The organism is Lentzea sp. NPDC051838 (assembly GCF_040681245.1).
Taxonomy (GTDB): Bacteria; Actinomycetota; Actinomycetes; order Mycobacteriales; family Pseudonocardiaceae; genus Lentzea.
In genome coordinates this window covers 317,976-337,153 of record NZ_JBFAYI010000001.1, presented here as the reverse complement: position 1 = coordinate 337,153, position 19,178 = coordinate 317,976, and the positions used below count along the sequence as shown (strand labels likewise).

Here is a 19,178-nt window from a genome sequence, read left to right as displayed (position 1 = left end):
TCACAATTCGCCACGCGCCCGTGGAAAGGCTCTCACGGGATTCGGGGCGAAAATTCGTGAGGGTTGGTTCACGTCCGTGAACTACGGTCACCGCATGAGCGAACAGCCCGTCGAGGCCTTCGAGCCCCCGTACTACGTGACTGTCTTCACTTCCGTGAAAACGCCGGACCAGGACGGCTACGCCGAGACCGCCGACCGCATGGAGGAGCTCGTCCAGAGCATCCCGGGCTACCTGGGCATGGAGCACGCGCAGAACCCCGGCGGGATCGGCATCACGGTCGGGTACTTCCGCGACGGCGAAGCGTTGGCGCAGTGGCGGGCGAACGAGGAGCACCGCGCGGCGCAGAAACGCGGGATCGCGGAGTGGTACGAGAGCTACTCGCTGCACATCGCGAAGGTCGAGCGCAGCTACGGGTTCACGCGCCCGGACTAGGGTTTGGTCATGGCTGACCTGCTGACCATCTCCGACGTCCGTGCCGCGGCCAAAGTGCTCGACGGACGGGTGCTGCGCACGCCGACGCTGCCGTCGCCGGGACTGTCCGCACTGCTGGGCGTCCCGACGACGGTGAAGCTGGAGCTGTTGCAGCGCACTGGTTCGTTCAAGATCCGCGGCGCGACGGCGAAGATCCTCTCGTTGTCCGACGAGGCACGAGCGGCGGGTGTCGTCGGGGTCAGCGGCGGCAACCACGGGATCTCGCTGGCGGACGCGGCACAGTCGCTGGGAGTCGCCGCCACGGTCGTGATGCCGTCGACGGCACCCGCGCGGTCGGTGGAGCTTGCTCGCGCGTCGGGTGCGGACGTGCGGCTCACGGACGGTTTGCAGGCCGCGTTCTCGTTGCTGAACGAACTGGTCGAGGCGGGTGCGACGCTCGTGCACCCGTACGACGACCCGATCGTGGCGGCAGCGCAGGGAACCGCGGGTCTGGAGTTCGCCACCGACGCGCCCGACGTCACCGATGTGCTGGTCAGCATCGGCGGCGGCGGGTTCATCGCGGGTGTCGCGACAGCGTTCCACGCGCTCGTGCCCGGCGTGCGGGTGTGGGGTGTCGAGGTGGAGGGTGCCGAGACGATGACCCGTGCGCTGGCCGCGGGCGGGCCGGTGGAGATCACGCCGACGTCGATCGTCTCGACCCTCTCGGCGCCGCACGTCTCGCAGCTGACCTACGACCACGCCGTCGCGCTGCTGGAGGACGTGCTGGTGGTGTCGGACGCCGAGGCCGTGCAGGGCTCGATCACGCTCGCCGAACGGCAGAAGGTGTGGGCCGAGCCCGCCGCCGGGTGTCTCGTCCCGGCGGCGCGGACCGTGCTGGAGCGGGTCGGGCCCGGCGCGCGCCTCGGCATCCTGGTGTGCGGCGGGAACACCACGGTCGCGGACATGGTCCGATGGGCGAACGCCTGACCGTCACGCGCGCGGCACCTGCCGACGGAGCTTTCCCTCCGTGTAGGCGTCGCGGCACCCCGCTCGCAGCAGCTTGCCGCTGGAGCTGCGCGGCAACGTGCCCGGTGCGAGCGGCACCACGTCGTCCACCCGCACCCCGTGTCCGGTGTGGACGGTGCGGCGGACGGCCATCGCGACCTCGTCGGGGTCGCCGTCCCCGATGACCTCCACCAGCACCACGACCAGCTCGCGCTGACCGTCCTCCACGCCGAGCACGCAGCAACCCAGCACCGCTCGGTGAGCGCTCTCCGCGGTGGCCTCCAGGTCGTGCGGGTGGTGGTTCGCGCCGGCCACGATGATCACCTCCTTGGCCCTGCCGGTCACGAAGAGCTCACCGTCCCACCGGAAACCCGTGTCCCCGGTGCGCAGGAACGGGCCGTGCCTGCCGGGCAGCTTCGCGTGGAACACCTCGTCGGGACGGTTCCAGTAACCGGTTCCCACGCTCGGTCCCTGCACGAAGATCTCGCCGACCTCGCCCTCCACGCACTCGTGCAGCTCCTGGTCCGCGACCACGACCGTGATCGACGGCGGCACGGGACCGCAGCTCACCAGCCGCCTCCCGCCGGGAGGGCCGACCGGGCGGACGCGGCCCTGGGTCAACGCCTCCGAGTCGCAGCGGAGGGTCAGCGGTCCCTCCCCCACGACCGCGCTGGTGACCATCACGGTCGACTCCGCGAGGCCGTAGCCCGGCACGAGCGCGCCGCGGTGGAACCCGGCGGGCTCGAACACCTCGCAGAACCGGTCCAGGGTGTGCGCCCTGACCGGTTCTCCGCCGATCAGCGCCATCTCCCAGCCGCTCAGGTCGAGACCGGCCAGCTGGACCTCGGCGACGCGCCGCACGCACAGGTCGAGCGCGAAGTTCGGCGCGCAGCTGTCGGCGCGGCCGACCTGCGAGATCAGCCGCAGCCAGCTCACCGGGCTGCGGACGAACACGCCTGCCGGGAACAGGAGCGCGGACCTGCCCGCGTACAACGGGTCGAGCACGCCGCCGATCAACCCCATGTTGTAGTGCGACGGCAGCCACGACACGCTCGTCGGCCGCCGCGCTCCGTCCTCATCGGACGCTCGGTACAGGTTGTCGTGGATCAGCGCGAGGTTGTGCAGGACGTTGCCGTGGCTCAGCGTCACGCCTTTGGGCTCGCCCGTGGATCCCGAGGAGTACTGCAGGTACGCGGGCGTGTTGATGCCGATCTGCGGTGGCGTCCAGCGGTCCGCGGCCGCCGGGTCGGTCTCGTCGACCGCGAGCCGCACCAGCCCGGCGAGCGCCGGCGACTCCTCGATCACCGCGAAGCACTTGGCGAACGTCAGACCGGTGGAGAGCAGCAGATCCGGCTGACAGCTCGCGACGATCGACTCGACGCGGCTCACCTTCACGCTGGTGCGCGTGCCGTCGAGCGGCGCGACCGGCACGGCGATCAGTCCGGCGTACAGGCAGCCGAGGAACGCGACGTGGAAGTCGAGGCCGGGTTCGAAGCTCAGCAACGCGCGGGTGCCGGGCTGGGCGAGCGCGGTGAGGTGCACCGCCAGGGCTCGCGCCCTGCGGTCGAGGTCGGACAGCGTCAGCGCGTCCCACTCGGTGCGCCCGTCGGCGTAGAACGAGTACGCCCGCAGCTCCGGTTCGGCCGCGGCACGGGCCTGGCACAGGTCGACCAGCGTGGTGAACTTGCGCCTGCCGCCGGCGACGCCCTTCGGCAGCCGTACTCCGTCGCGGATCTGCATCACTTCTCTCCCAACATGAGCGTCCGGCACGCGGCCCGGCGCAGCTTCCCGCTCGTGGTGAGCGGCAACGTGCCGGGCGCGAGCAGCACGACCCGGCCGAGCACGACTCCGTGTTCCGCCTGCACCGCGGCCGCGACGGCGGTGCGGATCTCGTCGCGGGGCGTGCCGCGGTAGCGGTGGTCGACCTCGGCGAGCACCACCACGTCCTCCCCGTCCATCACCGCGCACGCGGCCCGCAGTCCTTCGTGGCTGCCCACGGCGGTCGCTTCCACGTCGTACGGGTAGAGCTGGCGGCCGTCGACGTCGAGCAGGTCCGGGATGCGGCAGGTGACGAAGAGCTGGCCCTCGAACAGGAATCCCAGGTTTCCGGTGCGCAGGAACCTCCGTCCTGCCACCTGGGCGCCGAAGGTCCGTTCGGTGCCGGCGGGATCGTCCCAGTAGCCCGCTCCGATGCTCGGCCCGGACACGAGGATCTCGCCGACCTCGTCGTCGCCCAGCGGCTCGCGGCTCTCCGGATCCACGATCACGACCTCCAGCGACGGATCCGGTTCGCCGCACCCGACCAGGCTGCGCGCGCCGGCACCGCTCGCGGCACGGGCGACTCTCCCGCGTTCCAACGCGGTCGTGTCGAACGGGCGCACCACCGGTTGCCCCTCGAGCGGACCACCGCTGATCAGCACCGTCGACTCCGCCATGCCGTAGCTGGGGAAGAACGCCTGGCGGCGGAACCCTGCCGGGGCGAAGCGCGCCGCGAACCGGTCGATCGTCGACGCGCGCAACGGCTCGTCGCTGATCGCGGCGATGCGCCAGCGGCTCAGGTCGAGGTCGTCGCGCTGGTCGTCGGAGACGCGGCGCAGGCACAGCTCGTAGCCGAGACTGGGCGCGGCGGCGATCTCCGCGCCGTAGTGGGAGATCGCCCGCAGCCAGTTGGCGGGCACCCGTGCGAAGGCCTGTGCGGACATCAGCACCGACAGCTGGCCGAGGAACAACGGTTGCAGCACACCACCGACGAGCCCCATGTCGTGGAACACCGGCAGCCACGACACGGTCGGCGCGAGCCGTTGCCCGTAGTCCTCGTCCGGCCGCGAACCGCCGCGCACGATGAGCGCAAGGTTGTGCAGCACGCCCGCGTGCGTCAGGACGACGCCTTTCGGCCGGCCCGTCGTGCCGGAGGTGTACTGCAGGTACGCGACCTCGTCCGGCCCGTTCGAGGCGAGGAACTCGAAGTCCCCGTCCACCTCGTCGGTGGCGAGCGGGGTGACCGGCCGGTCGCCGAGAATCGCGTGCACGCCTTTGACGGTGTCCTTTGTGGACAGCAGCAGGGCCGGTCGGCAGTCGTCGGCGATCGCGGTCAGCCTGCTGTGCCGAGCATCGTTCGCCGCCCGGCGCACGGGAGGAGCCGGCACGGCGATGATCCCGGCGTACAGACAGCCGAGGAATGCCGCCACGAACTCGATTCCGGGCGGATGGCACAGCAGCGCGCGGGATCCCGGCGTGGCCAGCTCGCGCAGCTTGGTGGCGATCGCGCGCGCCCGGCGATCCAGTTCCGCGTAGGTGATCGTGGCCGATTCCACGACACCGCTCTCCAGGAACGCGAACGCGCGCTCCTCTCCCCTCGACGCCACCTGCCGGCGACACAGGTCCGCCAGGTTCGCCACATCCGCCGTCACTTCCACAGCCATGTCCGCTCCCGTCCGTTTCCCTTGCGGGGCGGACGTTACGGAGATCCGGCGGCGCTGTGATCAGTCGCGCGACGGAGGGCGTTCTCCGTCGCGCGACCGCTGCCGCCGCGGCGCGCGCGGTGATCTCCTCGTTGCATGGCATACGAAAGCACCTTCCTCGACTTCTCCCTGATGCACCCGTCACTGCCTCCGTTGCCGGGAGGAGAGGAGGAGATCGTCGTCACCGGCCTCGGCATGTCGACTCCCCAGGGCGGTGACGTCCAGTCCACTTGGGACGGGCTGCTGGCCGGCTCGTCGGGCACGCGCCTGCTCGACGAGCCGTGGGCCGCCGATCTTCCGGTACGACTCGGCGCGCCGGTGCACTCCGATCCCGGCCAGTCACTGGATCGCGTGGCCCGCCGCCGGATGGACCGCTGCCAGCAGCTCGCCGTCGTCGCGGCGCGGCAGGCGTGGTCCGACGCCGGTGCGCCTTTGGTGGAACCCGAACGACTCGCCGTCGTCTTCGGCACCGGCCTGGGTGGCGGTGGCACGTTGGTCGAGCAGTACGAACGGTGCCAATCACTCGGCCCCGACCGCGTCTCGCCGTTCACCGTCACGATGCTCATGCCGAACGGCCCCGCGGCCGCCGTAAGCATGGACCTCGGTGCACGCGGAGGCGCGCACGCCCCCACCAGCGCGTGCGCGTCCGGGGCGGAGGCGATCGCGTTGGGTGCCGCGTTGTTGCGTCGTGGGGTGGCGGACATCGTCGTCGCGGGCGGCACCGAGGCGTGCCTGGGCAGGTTGTCGATCGCGGCCTTCGCACGGATGGGTGCGTTGTCCCGCAGGCATTCCGACCCCGCCGCCGCCTCTCGCCCGTTCGACTCGGGCCGGGACGGGTTCGTCATGGCCGAGGGCTCGGGCGCGCTGGTGCTGGAACGAGGTTCGTTCGCGCGCGGGAGAGGCGCGAAGATCGCCGCGAAACTCGCGGGCATCGGCATGACCTCCGACGCGCACGACATGACCGCGCCGTCCCCGGACGGCCAGATCCGCGCCATCCGGCACGCCCTGCGCTCGGCGGGCCTGAGCCCGTACGACGTCACCCACGTCAACGCCCACGCCCCCGGCACCCAGGTAGGCGACCGCGTGGAAGCGGCCGCCGTCCTCGAAGCCCTGGGCCCGCACCCGCTCGTCACGGCGACGAAGTCCGTGACCGGCCACCTCATCGGCGGCGCGGGCGCGGTAGAGGCGATCTTCACCGTGCTCGCCGTGCGCGACGGCGTCGTCCCGCCGACGCGCAACCTCGACGACCAGGACTCCGACGTGAAGCTGGAGATCGTCGCGGACCGGCCGCGGCACGCGCGGATCGGGGCGGCGATCTCCAACTCGTTCGGGTTCGGGGGTCACAACGTGGTGCTGGCGTTCACGCGGTCGAGCTGAGCACGCGGAGGGAGGCAGGCGGCCACAACGTCGTGCCCGCGCCCACCCCGCCCGGCCGGAGCCGCTCGATGGGGCAGGTGGCAACCGCAGGTCGTGCCCACCCAGCCCGGCCAAACCACCCGATACGGCAAGCGACAACCGCAGCCCGCGCCGACCCAGCCCCGCCAAACCACCCGACAACGCAAGCGACAACCGCAGCCCGCGCCCACCCAGCCCCGCCAAGCACCCGATACGGCGAGCAACAACTACAGCCCGCGCCGACTCCCAGCCGCCCTCACCCCGTCCGGCTCAACAACCCCAACCGCTGCGCGAACAACGCCGCGTGCATCCGGTTGGGCTGCCCGAGCTTCGCGAGGATGTGCGACACGTGCGACTTCACCGTCGCACAGGTCAGGTAGAGCTCGCGCGCGATCTCGTCGTTGCTGCGCCCCCGCGCCATCCGCGCGAGCACCTGCCGTTCCCGCTCGCTCAGCAACCCAAGCCCGCGATCCACCTCCTCGGGCGGGGGCAGGATCTCGAACCGGTCGAGCAGCCGTCCCGTCACCTCGGCGCAGAGGTACGCGTGCCCCCGAGCGACCGCCCGCACCGCGGCGAGCAGTTCCTCGTGACTGGCCCGCTTCAACAGAAAGCCGCGAGCACCGTCGGTCAGCACCTGGTGCAGCCAGGCGTCACTGCCTTCCCCTGCCAGCGCGATCACGCCCCCGGCGCACGCCCGCAACCGCGCGAGACCGGTGACGTCGGAGGTGATCACCACCCGAGGCTGACGCAGCTGCGCCAGCCGCAGCCCTTCGACGAGCCCGGCCGCCTCCCCCACCACGGCCAGACCGGCTTCCTCCAGCGCGTGCCGGAACCCCCTGCGCACCAGGACCTCGTCGTCGATCAACAGGACGGACATCAGTGCCCCATCCCGAGGCCACCGTCGACCGGGATCACCGCGCCCGTCACGTACCGGGCCCCCTCGCTCGCGAGCCACACCACCGTCGCGGCCACTTCCGAGGGTTCAGCGAAGCGGCGCAACGGGATCGCGTCGCGGTACTGCTTGCCGTACTGCTCGGGCAGCGCGGCGGTCATGTCGGTGTTGACGTAGCCCGGCGCGACGACGTTCGCCGTGACGCCGCGGCCGCCGAGCTCGCGGGCGAGCGAGCGGGCCAGCCCGATCAGGCCCGCCTTGCTGGCGGCGTAGTTCGTCAGGCCGGCACTGCCGTACATGCCGACCACCGAGGACATGAAGATCATGCGACCGTGCCGCGCGCGCACCATCGGCGTTGCGGCACGGCGCGCACACCGCCATGCCCCGGTGAGGTTCGTGTCCACCACCGAGCTGAACCTGTCCTCGGTCATGCGGGTGATCAGCGTGCTGTCGGTGACGCCGGCGTTGGCCACCAGCACGGTCACCGGCCCCAGCTCCGCCTCCACCGCGGTGAACGCCGCGTCCACCTGCTCGCGGTCTCTGACGTCGCACTTCACCCCGAACGCGCCGTCCGGGCAGTCGCCGCCGCGATGCGTCACGGCGACCTGCGCGCCCTCGCCGAGGAACGCCTCCGCGATCGACCGGCCGATGCCCCTGTTGCCGCCTGTCACCAGAACTGTGCGGGTCATGATGCTCCTTCTGGATCATCGGCGTCCGGGTGATGCCGCTGGTCGGTGACCCGGCCGCCCCTATCGTGGGATCGGCTTCGGGCACCGGCGCCCTCAACCTGGTTCGACGGTAGGGAGAAAGACGGTGTCGCCTGATGGCCCGCGCGGCCGACGTGTTGACCTTTCCGGCCAACCACCCGAGTTCCGCCGAGGCACGGCCGGCGTGCGCGCGATGGTCGAGGTGGGCGCGCAGCACGGGGTGGGCGCACGGGAATGCCTGCACAGCACGGGAATCTCACCTGAGATGTTGCACGACGGCTCTGTGGTGAGCGGTGCGCAGGAACTGGCCGTGGCGGCGAACCTGGTCACCGCGACCGGCCACGCGCCCGGTGTGGGCTTCGCGGTCGGGGAACGGCTTTCGTTGCGCGCCTACGGGGTCTGGGGGTTCGCGCTGCTGACGTGCCCGACCGTGCGGGGTGCCGTCGAGTTCGGTCTGCGCTACCTGCCGCTCACCTACGCGGTGACCGGCCTGAGCATGCGGGTGCGGGGCGACGAGGCCGCGCTGATCGTGGACGACGGGCCCGGCCAGGAGGAGCTGGGGCCGTTCCTCGTCGAACGGGAGATCGCCGTCACGACCGGAATCCTGCGCACCATCCTCGACGAGTCACCGCCGTCCATGCGCGTCGAACTTCGCTCCTCCCCCGTGTCCGCCGACTACGGCCAGGCCCTCGGCGCACCGGTGGAGTTCGACGCGCCGCACAACGCGATCGTCACCGACACAGCGGTGCTCGATCTCCCGCTGCCCCAGGCGGATCCGCTCACCACGACGGTCTGCGAACGGGCGTGCCGCTCGCTGCTGCTCGAACGTCGCTCGCCGCGGGTGGCGCGCGACGTTCGAGCGGTCATCGCGGACGGGGTGACCGACGCCGGCCTGATCGCCGCGCGCCTGCACCTGTCGCCCCGCACCTTGCGCCGGCACCTCGCCGTCGAAGGGACGTCCCTGCGGCAGCTCGTCGACGAAGCCCGGCGGTTCCAGGCGATCGAGCTCATGACGCAGCACCGGCTGAGCGTCGAGCAGGTAGCGCTGCGGCTCGGCTACGCGGACGCGGCCACGTTCATCCGCGCGTTCCGCAGGTGGACCGGCACCACGCCCACCGCCTACGTGGCACGGTGAGGTTTGAACGCGCGCATCTCCTGCATGTCTCCGTTGATGGTGAGACAGGAGGACTCCGGCACCTCGCGCCACGCACCGCGCAGGTCTCCCAGCGGTTCCGACACCACCAGCCTCGTGTCGGTGGACAACCCGTGCAGCCTCGGGTTGTCCGGGTACTGCTCGCGCAGCGTCGCGATGTCGGTGCTGTGGAACAGACTTCGCGACTGACGCTGACTGGAGTAGCGGAACGCCCAGGTGGTCTCGCCGTCGGTCGTCGCGACCGTCATCTGGATCGGGTGCGCGATCCCGTGGCCCTCGCCGACCGCTTCGACGTAGCCGACCGCGCGGGCCACAGCCGCCGGCGGATCCGTTTCCAGTCCGAACGTGAGGGCGAGGTGGAAGAGGATCTCGGAGTCCGTCGACCCCTCGATCGCGGGGTAGAACAACGGGTCGACCAGGAACGCGAGCTCCCTGCGCACCAACGGAAAATCGGTGATGAGGCCGTTGTGCATCCACAGCCACCGCCCGTACCGGAACGGATGGCAGTTGGTCTGCTGCACCGCGCTCCCGGTCGACGCGCGGACGTGCGCGAACACCCGTTCCGAGGCGATCTGCGCGGACAGCTCGCGCAGGTTCCGGTTGTTCCAGGCGGGTTCGGTGCTGAGGAACAGACCCGGTGCGTCCGCGGTCGCGTACCAGCCGACGCCGAACCCGTCACCGTTGGTCGCCTCCACGCCGAGCCGGGAGTGCCTGCTCTGGGTGACGAGCGAGTTCTCCGGTTTGTAGAGCAGCTCCTCCAGCAGCACGGGGGAACCCGAGTACGCGAGCCATCTGCACATGCCGTCCTCCTGGGGTTTCGTCGGCTCACCCGGATCAGGTGAGATCGGCGGTGAAGGCGAGCCGGTGCAGCCGCGCCCAGTCCACCGCCGGACGCGGCGCCGCGATCGGGTCTCGGTGGCGCGGTACCCGCACGCGCAGGGCTCCCGGCCGGGTGCTGCAGCGGACCGGGGTGGGCATCGTGACTGCCTCGCCGTCGATGCCGACTGCCAGCAACGGCGTGTCGGCGGTGATCACGACCTCGGGCGCGGTCCGTTCGAGCAACGCGGCGGAGCCTCGCCGTCCGCGCATCAGGCCGACGGCCTCGGCGGCGTTGTGCACGGTGACCGCCAGCACGCCGAGCTGACCTCCGTCCAGGCACGGCCTGCGTCCCCAGCCGGCCAGGTCGCCGGTCCCGTACGGGTTGTTGCTGACCAGCACGGCCTGCGGCCCGTCGACCTCCACCTCGCCGGCCTGGACGTGCAGCCGCCGCTCGGGTTCCTCCTGGGCGAGCAGCTCCGGCAGCAGGTCGAGCATCGTGCCCATCTTGTCGTCGCGGTAAGCGGGGCTGCGCACCAAATCCGCGTAGGCACCGAACGACGCGTTGTTGACGAACGTGCGGTCACCGATCACTCCGAGGTCGACGCGCAGCTCCACGCCGTCGCTGAGGGCGTCGAGACAGCCGACGGGATCGTCGCGGTCCAGGCCGAGGTCGAGGGCGAAGTGGTTGCGGGTCCCGGCAGGGATCACCAGGAACGGCACCCCGTGCGCCGCCGCGACCTCCGCCACGAGCGCCTGGGTGCCGTCGCCACCGGCCACGCCCAGCAGGTCGGCGCCGTCGCGCACGGCCTGGCGGGCGATCTCGGCGACGTCCTGCTCACCGTCGAGCAGGTACACCCGCGCACCCAGCAGCCACGCGCGTTCCGCCAGACCGAACTTCCCCACCTTCCCGCCGCCCGAACGCGGGTTCATGATCAGATACGGGTGCCGTGGCGGCGCGACCTCCTCCTCGTCCGGATCACCCGGGACGCCGAGCGCACGTCGTCCGCAGGCCAGCGCGATCATCCACAGCACCGCGCACACCCCGACCAGCCACACCAACCCGGCCTGGGCGTACACGACCGCCACCGCGACCGGCGCGAACACCACGACGAACCCCGCCAGCCACTGCAGGACGCCTCGCCGGGTGAGGAACCACCAGACACCGGCGAGCGTCAGCGCCGTCCCCGCCACACCGATCGCCACCAGGCCCACACCCGCGCGCAGTCCGGCGACCGCGAGCACCAGCACCACTGCCGCTCCTGCCGCGAGCAAGGCGAACCGGGCCAGCCAGCGTCGTCTCGTGTCAGCCATGTCCTCGTCCCCTTCGTTCGTGCTGTGTCCCTGCGAAGATTCGTGCCTCGTCACCACCCCCGGCCTCCTCCGCGAGGGATGAGCACCTCTCCGAAGGTCATCCGCGATGGGCGAGGTGGGCGTGGCCGGCCCTGCGCACGATCGATCTCGTGACTTCGTTGTGCGTCAACGACTTGCTGAACCGACTGGCACTCGTCGCGGTGCTGGCGTGCGCAACCGCGTGCGCCCCGGCCACCCCGGCTCCGCAGAACATGGCCCACCCGGTCTCGGTCACCACGAGTCGGGCAGGACCGGCGTCGCACACCTTCCGCGTGCGGGTGCTCGAACGCCTGCCCACCGACCGGGCCGACGCCCGTGGCCTGGAGCTGGCCGGAGAGGTCCTGGTGGAGAACACCGGCAGGACGATCCGCGCGGTGACTCCGGCCACCGGTGCGATCCGCGCCCAGCAACCGGTGCCGCCGGAACCCGCCACGAGCGGCATCGCGCTCACCCCCGCAGGGCTGTGGCACCTCAGCGCGGGCTTCGCGGTGCTGCACGATCCCGGCACGCTGGCGGAACGGCGGCGCGGCCCCGCGTCGCACGAGACCTGGGGCCTCTGCCACGACGGCACCCACCTCGTCCAGTCCGACGGCACGACCCGGCTGCTGCTGCGCGACCCCGACACCGCCGCGCTGGTCGGCGAGGTCTCGGTCGTCACGCGCGAATGGGGCACCGCACGGCTCGGCGAGCTGCACTGCGTGAGCGTCGACGGGGATCCACAGGCGTGGGCGGTCGTCACCGGAACGGATTGGATGATCCGGGTCGACCTCTCCACCGGCCTCGTGACGGCGGTCGCCGACCTGACCGCCGTCACGGTGGCTGAACAGCCGACCGGCGCGGACGAGGTGATCGGCGGAGTCGCCGGGGTGCGCGGAGCCGCGGACGAGCTGTGGCTCACCGGGCGCCACTACGGGCACCGGTACCGGATCAAGCTCCAGCCGTGACCTACTTCGGCGAACACCTGCGTTGAGCCGTCCGGTCGCACTATCCTCCGGCGCTGGAGAGCGGAGGAGCCATCGGCGGGTTGAGCGTGCGGGTGCTGGGTCCGCTCGAGGTCTGGCGGGACGATCGCCGGGAGAGTCTCGGCGGCGTCAAGCAACGGTCTCTGCTCGCGCACCTCGCGCTGCACGTGAACACCGGCGTCTCGCTCGACCAACTCGTCGAGGCGTTGTGGCCCGTGTCCCGGCCGCGCTCGGTGGTCCAGAACGTCCGCACGTACGTCTGGCAGTTGCGGCACCTGCTCGACGAACGGCTCCGCACCCACGGCACCGGCTACGTGCTGGAGCTGACTGCTCCCGAACTCGACATCTCCCTGTTCGACTCGTTGGTCGCCGACGCCCGCCAACGGCCTGACGCGGCGCTGGAGTTGTTGCGGCAGGCCGAATCCCTCTGGCGCGGACGTCCGCTCGAAGACCTGCCGGACCACGACGCCTGGACGCCGGCCATCGCACGCCTGGACGAGGCTCGTCTCGGGGCGACCGAACAGCGGCTCGCGTTGCAGGTGTCTGCTGGCGAGTGCGCCACAGCGATCCCGGAACTGCGGGCGCTGCTCGACTCGCACCCGTATCGCGAGAGTGTGTGCGGACAGCTCGTGTTGGCGTTGCAGCAGGACAACCGGCGCGCGGAGGCGTTGCAGGTCTACGCGGACATGCGCGCACGACTCGCCGATGAGCTCGGTCTGGAGCCCGGACCGGCGTTGCGCGAAGCCCAGCTCGCGGTGCTCCGCGACGAGTCAGGCCCCGCACCCGTCCGCCAGCTACCGCCCTCGGTGTCCGATTTTTGCGGCCGTGCAACGGAAACCGGGCTCCTGGTAGCGGCGTTGCGACGCGGTTCGGTGTCCGCGCCGGTCGCCGGGGTGACCGGACCGCCGGGTGTCGGCAAGTCGACGCTCGCGATCCGGGTGGCGCACCAGGTCAGCGATCACTTCCCGGACGGCCAGCTGCACGTCGACCTCGGCGGCACCGCGGAACACCCGCGCGAGGTGAGCGAGGTGCTCACGGAACTGTTGCACGCCTTGGGAGTCACGGGCGCCGCGCTGCCGTCGCAGACCACGGCCCGTGCCGCGCTCTACCGCTCACGCCTCGCCGGACGACGGGTGCTCGTGGTGCTCGACGACGCCGCCTCGGTGAGCCAGGTCGTGCCGCTGCTCCCGGCCGACGCGGGCTGCGCGGTCCTGGTGACCAGCAGGCGCAGGCTGTCGGAGCTGCCGGGCGCGCTGCAGGTCGAGCTGCAGCCGTTCGCGCCCGAGGAAGCCGCGGAACTGCTGGCGGGCATCGCGGGCGCCGACCGGGTCAGCGCCCAGCCGGACGAGGCCGCGGCGATCGCTGCGGCGTGCGGGCACCTGCCGTTGGCGATCCGGGTGGCGGGTGCTCGGTTGGCCGGTCGTGGTGGCTGGTCGATGCAGGTGTTGCGCGAACGGTTGGTCGACGAGTCGACGCGACTGCGCGAGCTCAGTTCTGGAGAGCTGGCGGTGCGGGCGAGCTTCGATCTCAGCGTCCGGCAGCTGTCCGAACCGGAGTTCCAGGCGTTCGTGCGGCTGGCGTTGCTCGGCCCGCACGACTTCCCCGGCTGGGTGGTCGAGACGTTGCTCGACTCGCCTGGCACCGAACATCTCGTCGACGGCCTGGTCGACGCTCATCTGCTCGAGTCCTGTGGTGCCGACGGCATCGGCCAGCCGCGCTACCGCCTCCACGACCTGCTGCGCTGCCACGCCTTGGACCTGGCCTCGTCGTCGGACGGGCTGGAACGGACGTTGCGGGCGTGGTTGTGGCTCGCGGTCACGGCAGCGCGCCGCCTGCCCGTCACGTTCGGCACGACGATCGCGTCCGCGGATCCCGTTCGCGCCCCGGAACACCTGCTTGCCGAGCCGGTCGCGTGGTTCGAGGCGGAACGGCGAACGCTGTGCGGTGCGGTCGACATCGCGGCAGCAGCAGGTCTCGACGAGGTGGCGTGGCAGCTCGCGGCGGCGTGTGTGCCGTTCTTCGACCTGCACAGCCACTACGAGGACTGGGCTCGCACCCACGCGCGGGCGCTGCAATGTGTTCGCGCGGCGGGCAATCGCGCCGGCGAAGCGGCGTTGTTGCGAGGCCTGTCCCAGGTGCACATCTACCGCGACGAGTTCGCCGAGGCCGAGCAGGGAATGCTTGCGGCACAAGAACTTTACCGCTCGGTCGGTGACGAGCGCGGCGAGGGCACGGCGGTCGCGGGCATCGGTGTCGTGTACCGGCTGCGGGCGGAGTACGAGCGCTCGCTGGAGTTCTACGTGGAAGCGTTGCGGCTGCTGGAATCCGCGGACGATCTGCACTCCGTCGCGCACGTGCGGGCGTCGATCGGGGGCGTCCACGGCTCGCTCGGAAACCTCGACGAGGCAAGGGAATGGCTCACGAACGCCCGGCAGCTGGCCGCCGATCTCGGTGACGCACACCGGGAAGCGCTGGTGCTGGTCCGGCTTTCGGCGCTGTACCGCTCGACCGGCGAGCACGCGGAGGAGCTGGCCAGCGCGCGTCGGGCCGTGACGATCCTGATGGACCTCACCGACGAGCGCTGCACGGCGTTCGCCCAGGTCGAGCTGGCCGAGGCGCTGATCTCCAACGGCCACCCACAGGAAGCGCACGACCTCGTGCAGCAAGCGCTGGACACGTATCGAAGGACAGGCAACAGAGAAGGCGAACCCGCCGCGCTGCGCACTTTGGCGCGCGCGGCGGATTCCGCGAATCAGTTGCTGTTGCCGTACTTCCAGCCGAGGTAGTTGCGGAAGTACCCCGTCGAGCTGCCGTGGCCGATCTTGCCGCCGACGCTGGTCGACCAGAAGCCGCCCGCACCGTCCGCGATGCCCACGTGGCCGTACTGGCTCGTGTTCCAGAAGACGAACGCGCCCTTGGGCGGCGTGCCCGTGGTGTGGCGGGCGCCGTCACTCGACCGCCAGTGGTCGATGGCCGACGCGTGGTGCGTCGAACGGGCCCACGCCAGGCGCACCGCGCGCTCGCAGTAGCCCTCGTAGGCGGTGCTGCCGCGGCGGTCGGACATCCACTTGATGGCGCCGGCCGCCGTCTGCTGGATGGTGATGTCGCCGTCGACCGCCGAGACGGTCGCCGTGTCGTCGAGCCACGGCTGCGCGATCTCGACGTTCGGGCTGAACGCCTCCCCGCTGACCGCACCCGCCGGCGCGGCGGTGCCGATCAGGGCCGCGCCGATCAGGCCGACGACCGCGGCCGTGACTTTGGTGAACCGCATGAGATCCCCTTTTCGCTGTCTGCACTGCCCGCACAGCGTCTGGGGGCCTCATCCACGGCCGATACACCACCGATACACGGAGGAGGAGGTGCGTCCATTCGGCCCTATCGGACAGGTCCTGTGCCACGCGCGCACAGGGCCTTTCGCGTGGTGTCCTCGATGGACAGTTTCCGAGGAGGTGGCCATGTCCGGTCTGCTGGTCAAGAGCTTCGACACGCCCGAGGAGACCCGCCCCTTCGAACAGGGCATGGGTCAGCTGGATCTGCTCAACGTCGAGTCCGGCGCGGTCGGCCGTGCCGTGTTCCAGCCGGGTTGGCGCTGGTCGGACCACGTCAAGCCGATCGCCCAGACCGACAGCTGCATGGTCGCGCACCGCGGCTACTGCATCTCCGGGCGCATGCACATCGTGATGGACGACGGTCAGGAGGAGGACATCAAGCCCGGCGACTACATGATCGCCGAGCCCGGCCACGACGCGTGGGTCGTCGGCGAAGAACCGTGCGTGCTGGTCGACTGGGCCGGGTACGACAACTACGCCAAACGGACCTGACGTCACAACCCCTTGAGCATCAGCTGAAGCGCGAACTCGAACCGCTCGTGCCCCTCGCCCGAGTTGAGCTTGTCCGCGTGCTCGACCGTGTGCGGGAACCGGCTGATGGGCAGCATCCGCAACCGGGCGAGGATCTCGTCGCGGTCCACGACCCGCGAATCCTCGTCCCGGTCCGGGTGCCTGCGCAGTGACGCCTCCACGGTGTAGGCGCTGACGTACAGGAGCGCGGCGTCGATCGTCCACGCCGCCGGTTCGGGCTCCACCCCGCCCTTGAGCAGGATCGCGAGCAGGCCCTCGGTGATCCGCAGCGTGTCGAGGTTCGCCGGAGCCGCCGCGAGGGCCGCCTGCGCGATGCCCGGATAGTGGAGGAACTGGTCGCGCAGCTGCCCGCAGACGTCGACGAACTGGGCACGCCACCTTCCCGCGTGCGGGGCCGGCAGCGACACGTTGCGGCTCAGCGTGCCGATCAGCAGGTCGTCGAGCTCGGCCTTGTTCCGCACGTGCGCGTAGAGCGAGGCCGGGCCGGTGCCGAGCGCGGCGGCCACCCGACGCATGGTCAGCGCGGCGAACCCCTCGGCTTCCACCAGCGCGAGCGCCGTCGTGACGATGCGGTCGACCGTGATCGGCTCCTTGCGCGCCGGGGGCACGTCTTCCAGGGCCGCGATCTGGGCCGCCCACTCTTCCCGCGACGAGCTCTTGCGCTTCATGTCACCTACCCTACCAGTTGACACGAACAGTGTTCGTCCGTAGAACGGTGTTCGTGACTACTTCCCAACTCACCGGACCGCGGTCGCTGCGCGAGGCGTGGGTCGCCCTCGCCGGGCTGTCCGCGGTGTTCCTGTTCGAAATGCTCGACAACTCGATCCTCAACGTCGCCCTGCCCACGATCGGGCGCGACCTCCAGGCCTCGACAACCGCGCTGCAGTGGGTGTCGAACTCCTACGCCGTCGTGTTCGGCGGACTGATGCTGGTGTTCGGCGCCGTGGCCGACCGGTTCGGACGCCGGCGCGTGATGCTCGTCGGCCTGGCGTTGCTCGGTCTCGCGAGCCTGGCGACCGTGTTCGTGACGTCCGTGGGCGAGCTCATCGCCGTGCGGTCGCTGATGGGTGTCGCGGCGGCCATGACCACGCCAGGCTCGATCGCGCTCGCGTTCCGGTTGTTCTCCGGCGACGACCTGCGCGTCCGTGCCATGACGTTCATCTCGACCGTGGGCCTGGTCGGCCTGGCGATCGGACCACCTCTGGGCGGCTTCGTGCTGACCGTCGCGCCGTGGCAGGTGCTGCTGCTGATCAACGTGCCGATCTCGGTGCTCGCGTTCGTCGGCATCGCGCGCGGCATCGGTGCCGACACCGACCTGCACCGCGACCCCGCGGACTTCCTCGGCGGCGTCCTCGGCACCGCGACGATCGTGCTCGCGCTGGTCGTGCCGACGTTCTTCGTCGAGCAAGGCGCTCAGTCGTGGCTACCGTGGGCCGCTACGGCTTTGACGGTCGTGATCGGTGTCCTCTTCGTCGTACGCGCGCGCTCAGCAAGTCATCCGCTGCTCGACCTGAAGCTCCTCGCCCGGCCGTTGGTCGCCACGGGCCTCGCGTACAAGGCCGCGACCGGTCTCGCCGCGGCCGGGCTCACCTATCTCGTCACGCTCCAGCTGCAGCTCGACTGGCAGTGGTCGCCCGCCCTCGCCGCCGCGGGCATGCTGCCGCAGGTCGTCGTGCTGATCGCCGGTGGTCCGTTCGTGAACCGGTTCGTGCGGTGGGCAGGTCTCGACCGGGCCGCGTGGCTCGGCGGCGCGGTGACCGTGGCCGGACTCGCCGTCTACGCGCTGTTCGGCCGTCTCGGATACCTGCCGGTCGCTCTCGCTCTGGTGCTGGTCGCCATCGGCATCCGCGTGGTCGGTGCGGTCGCGGGCGTCAACGTGCTGAAAGGCCTGCCGGAGAACAGGACCTCGATCGGTGCCGCGCTCGTCGACACCGCCTCGCAGGTCACCTCGGCCGCCGGTGTCGCCGTCAGCGGCACGGTTCTCGCGCTGATGTTCACCGGCGGCATCGCCCAGCCGAACTGGACGGCGCACCAGGCCGCCCAGTTCGAGAACGCGGTCACTGTCGGCGGCCTGCTGCTCACGTTCGTCGCGACCGCGCTCGTCGGCTGGGCCTACCTCAAGACCGCTCCTCGACGGGCACGTACTCGAACGTCGGACCCGCACCTTGCTTCATGAGGTCCTGGGCCAGTGCTTTCAGTTGATACATCGTGCCGACGGTCGCGCCGAGCCCCGACGGGTTGCCGTTGAAGACCTCCTCGAGCTGGAACAGCAGCAGGCAGTAGGCGTTGTTGAACTTCTCCTGCCCGGCGCGGATCTCCAAGTCGTCGGACATCCGGGGATTGGTAGGCGTCGGCAGGACACCGTCGTAGTCGACGACGATCTCCTCCCCGGTCGGCCCGGACTGCGGGGTGTCGCCGGCCTGGTAGCGGCGGCCGTGCTTGAGCTCCTGGAACCGGTAGTAGTGCGCGACCTCCTCGCGTGACGGGTGGAAGACGTCGTGGTCGCCGTCCCACACGTCCGTCCGCGCAGCTCCCTCGCCTTGTTCGACGATCTCGCCCAGCGCGGCCAGTGCGGACTTCAGGTCGTGCACCGGAATCACCGAGCCGCCCGCGTTGCGCAGGTGGAACTCTCCGACCTGCTTCGCCGGGTCGCCGCTGAAGACCTTCTCCTCACCGAGCTCGTCGCACAGCGCGCGGATGCCCGCCTCGATCGCCGCGTAGAACTGCCCGATCGTCTCGTACTGGTCCGACTCCGGCGGCGCGTCGGCCGACGCGGGCTGCTCGATGCGCAGGAACAGTTCCAGCGCTTCCTCGCCGAACGGAGCGAGGTGCACGTGCACCGATTTGTCGCCGTGCGGCAACGGATGCGGGTACGGCGGCAACATCTCCGGGTTGTCGAGCCTCGGCTCGCCACCGACGGCGTTGAGCAGGTTCGCCGCCAGGGCGAGGTGCAGCATCTCCTCCGCGACCACGCCGATGATCACCTCGGCGGCCTCGGCGTTGCGGCCGGGGTCGAGCGAGTACAGCGCGCACAGGTACGGCGGGATGGTCGCGTGTTCGAGCTCGATCGCCCACTGCAGGTGGCGGCGGAGATCCTCGATGGTGTCCATTGTGGAGCCTCGTCTTCGTGGTCGGCAGGTGTCGACAACCAAGACAAGACGG

General features: G+C 70.8%; 17 protein-coding genes. 8 read left to right on the top strand and 9 right to left on the bottom strand.

Going from position 1 to position 19,178, the window contains the following annotated elements; translation table 11 throughout:
- Window positions 1-94 precede the first annotated feature (94 nt).
- On the top strand, window positions 95-433 hold the full coding sequence (locus AB0M24_RS01335; RefSeq protein WP_363759195.1) for an antibiotic biosynthesis monooxygenase: 339 nt from the start codon (window positions 95-97) through the stop codon (window positions 431-433).
- Between the two features lie 9 nt (window positions 434-442).
- Window positions 443-1,399 carry a threonine/serine dehydratase gene (locus AB0M24_RS01330; protein WP_363759192.1) on the top strand — a complete coding sequence of 319 codons (957 nt, stop codon included), beginning with the start codon at window positions 443-445 and terminating at the stop codon, window positions 1,397-1,399.
- A gap of 3 nt (window positions 1,400-1,402) precedes the next feature.
- Here the strand turns inward: AB0M24_RS01330 and AB0M24_RS01325 are convergent, their stop codons facing one another.
- Window positions 1,403-3,157, bottom strand: a complete 1,755-nt coding sequence (locus AB0M24_RS01325) for a fatty acyl-AMP ligase (RefSeq protein ID WP_363759189.1) — start codon at window positions 3,155-3,157, stop codon at window positions 1,403-1,405.
- A complete protein-coding gene (locus AB0M24_RS01320; RefSeq protein ID WP_363759186.1) occupies window positions 3,157-4,839 on the bottom strand; it encodes a fatty acyl-AMP ligase in 1,683 nt (560 codons plus the stop codon). Before AB0M24_RS01320 ends, AB0M24_RS01325 begins: the two co-directional genes overlap by 1 nt.
- A gap of 135 nt (window positions 4,840-4,974) precedes the next feature.
- Here AB0M24_RS01320 and AB0M24_RS01315 point away from each other — a divergent pair, with 135 nt between their 5' ends.
- Window positions 4,975-6,255: a beta-ketoacyl-[acyl-carrier-protein] synthase family protein gene (locus AB0M24_RS01315; protein WP_363759184.1), complete on the top strand. Its 1,281-nt coding sequence runs from the start codon at window positions 4,975-4,977 to the stop codon at window positions 6,253-6,255.
- Window positions 6,256-6,529: 274 nt separating this feature from the next.
- Here the strand turns inward: AB0M24_RS01315 and AB0M24_RS01310 are convergent, their stop codons facing one another.
- Complete coding sequence (locus AB0M24_RS01310) at window positions 6,530-7,150, bottom strand: response regulator transcription factor (RefSeq protein ID WP_363759181.1); 621 nt, start codon at window positions 7,148-7,150, stop codon at window positions 6,530-6,532.
- Window positions 7,150-7,854: a 3-oxoacyl-ACP reductase FabG gene (fabG, locus tag AB0M24_RS01305; RefSeq protein ID WP_363759178.1), complete on the bottom strand. Its 705-nt coding sequence runs from the start codon at window positions 7,852-7,854 to the stop codon at window positions 7,150-7,152. Before fabG ends, AB0M24_RS01310 begins: the two co-directional genes overlap by 1 nt.
- A 124-nt stretch (window positions 7,855-7,978) precedes the next feature.
- Here fabG and AB0M24_RS01300 point away from each other — a divergent pair, with 124 nt between their 5' ends.
- The gene (locus AB0M24_RS01300) at window positions 7,979-9,007 is read left to right on the top strand and encodes an AraC family transcriptional regulator (protein WP_363759175.1); all 1,029 of its coding nucleotides are present in this window, start codon (window positions 7,979-7,981) and stop codon (window positions 9,005-9,007) included.
- Here the strand turns inward: AB0M24_RS01300 and AB0M24_RS01295 are convergent.
- Together AB0M24_RS01295 and AB0M24_RS01290 are read right to left on the bottom strand one after the other, a co-directional pair.
- A complete protein-coding gene (locus tag AB0M24_RS01295; RefSeq protein ID WP_363759172.1) occupies window positions 8,992-9,825 on the bottom strand; it encodes a class II glutamine amidotransferase in 834 nt (277 codons plus the stop codon). The genes AB0M24_RS01300 and AB0M24_RS01295 overlap by 16 nt on opposite strands.
- A gap of 34 nt (window positions 9,826-9,859) precedes the next feature.
- Complete coding sequence (locus AB0M24_RS01290; protein ID WP_363759169.1) at window positions 9,860-11,155, bottom strand: diacylglycerol kinase family protein; 1,296 nt, start codon at window positions 11,153-11,155, stop codon at window positions 9,860-9,862.
- 149 nt (window positions 11,156-11,304) lie between these two features.
- Between AB0M24_RS01290 and AB0M24_RS01285 the strand changes: the two genes are divergently transcribed.
- Window positions 11,305-12,138 carry a glutaminyl-peptide cyclotransferase gene (locus tag AB0M24_RS01285; RefSeq protein WP_363759166.1) on the top strand — a complete coding sequence of 278 codons (834 nt, stop codon included), beginning with the start codon at window positions 11,305-11,307 and terminating at the stop codon, window positions 12,136-12,138.
- Window positions 12,139-12,224: 86 nt separating this feature from the next.
- Window positions 12,225-14,942 (top strand): BTAD domain-containing putative transcriptional regulator, encoded by a 2,718-nt coding sequence (locus tag AB0M24_RS01280; protein ID WP_363761534.1) that lies wholly within the window; start codon window positions 12,225-12,227, stop codon window positions 14,940-14,942.
- Here AB0M24_RS01280 and AB0M24_RS01275 read toward each other — a convergent pair.
- A complete protein-coding gene (locus tag AB0M24_RS01275; protein ID WP_363759163.1) occupies window positions 14,909-15,427 on the bottom strand; it encodes a hypothetical protein in 519 nt (172 codons plus the stop codon). The genes AB0M24_RS01280 and AB0M24_RS01275 overlap by 34 nt on opposite strands.
- Before the next feature lie 184 nt (window positions 15,428-15,611).
- On the opposite strand from AB0M24_RS01275, the gene AB0M24_RS01270 reads away from it, so the two are divergent.
- Window positions 15,612-15,977, top strand: a complete 366-nt coding sequence (locus AB0M24_RS01270; RefSeq protein WP_363759160.1) for a cupin domain-containing protein — start codon at window positions 15,612-15,614, stop codon at window positions 15,975-15,977.
- Between the two features lie 2 nt (window positions 15,978-15,979).
- Here the strand turns inward: AB0M24_RS01270 and AB0M24_RS01265 are convergent, their stop codons facing one another.
- Window positions 15,980-16,684, bottom strand: a complete 705-nt coding sequence (locus AB0M24_RS01265) for a TetR/AcrR family transcriptional regulator (protein ID WP_363759157.1) — start codon at window positions 16,682-16,684, stop codon at window positions 15,980-15,982.
- A 53-nt stretch (window positions 16,685-16,737) separates the two neighbouring features.
- Here AB0M24_RS01265 and AB0M24_RS01260 point away from each other — a divergent pair, with 53 nt between their 5' ends.
- Window positions 16,738-18,192: an MFS transporter gene (locus AB0M24_RS01260; protein WP_363759154.1), complete on the top strand. Its 1,455-nt coding sequence runs from the start codon at window positions 16,738-16,740 to the stop codon at window positions 18,190-18,192.
- Here AB0M24_RS01260 and AB0M24_RS01255 read toward each other — a convergent pair.
- Window positions 18,134-19,126 (bottom strand): ferritin-like protein, encoded by a 993-nt coding sequence (locus AB0M24_RS01255; RefSeq protein ID WP_363759152.1) that lies wholly within the window; start codon window positions 19,124-19,126, stop codon window positions 18,134-18,136. The two genes, AB0M24_RS01260 and AB0M24_RS01255, sit on opposite strands and share 59 nt — an antisense overlap.
- Window positions 19,127-19,178: the final 52 nt, after the last annotated feature.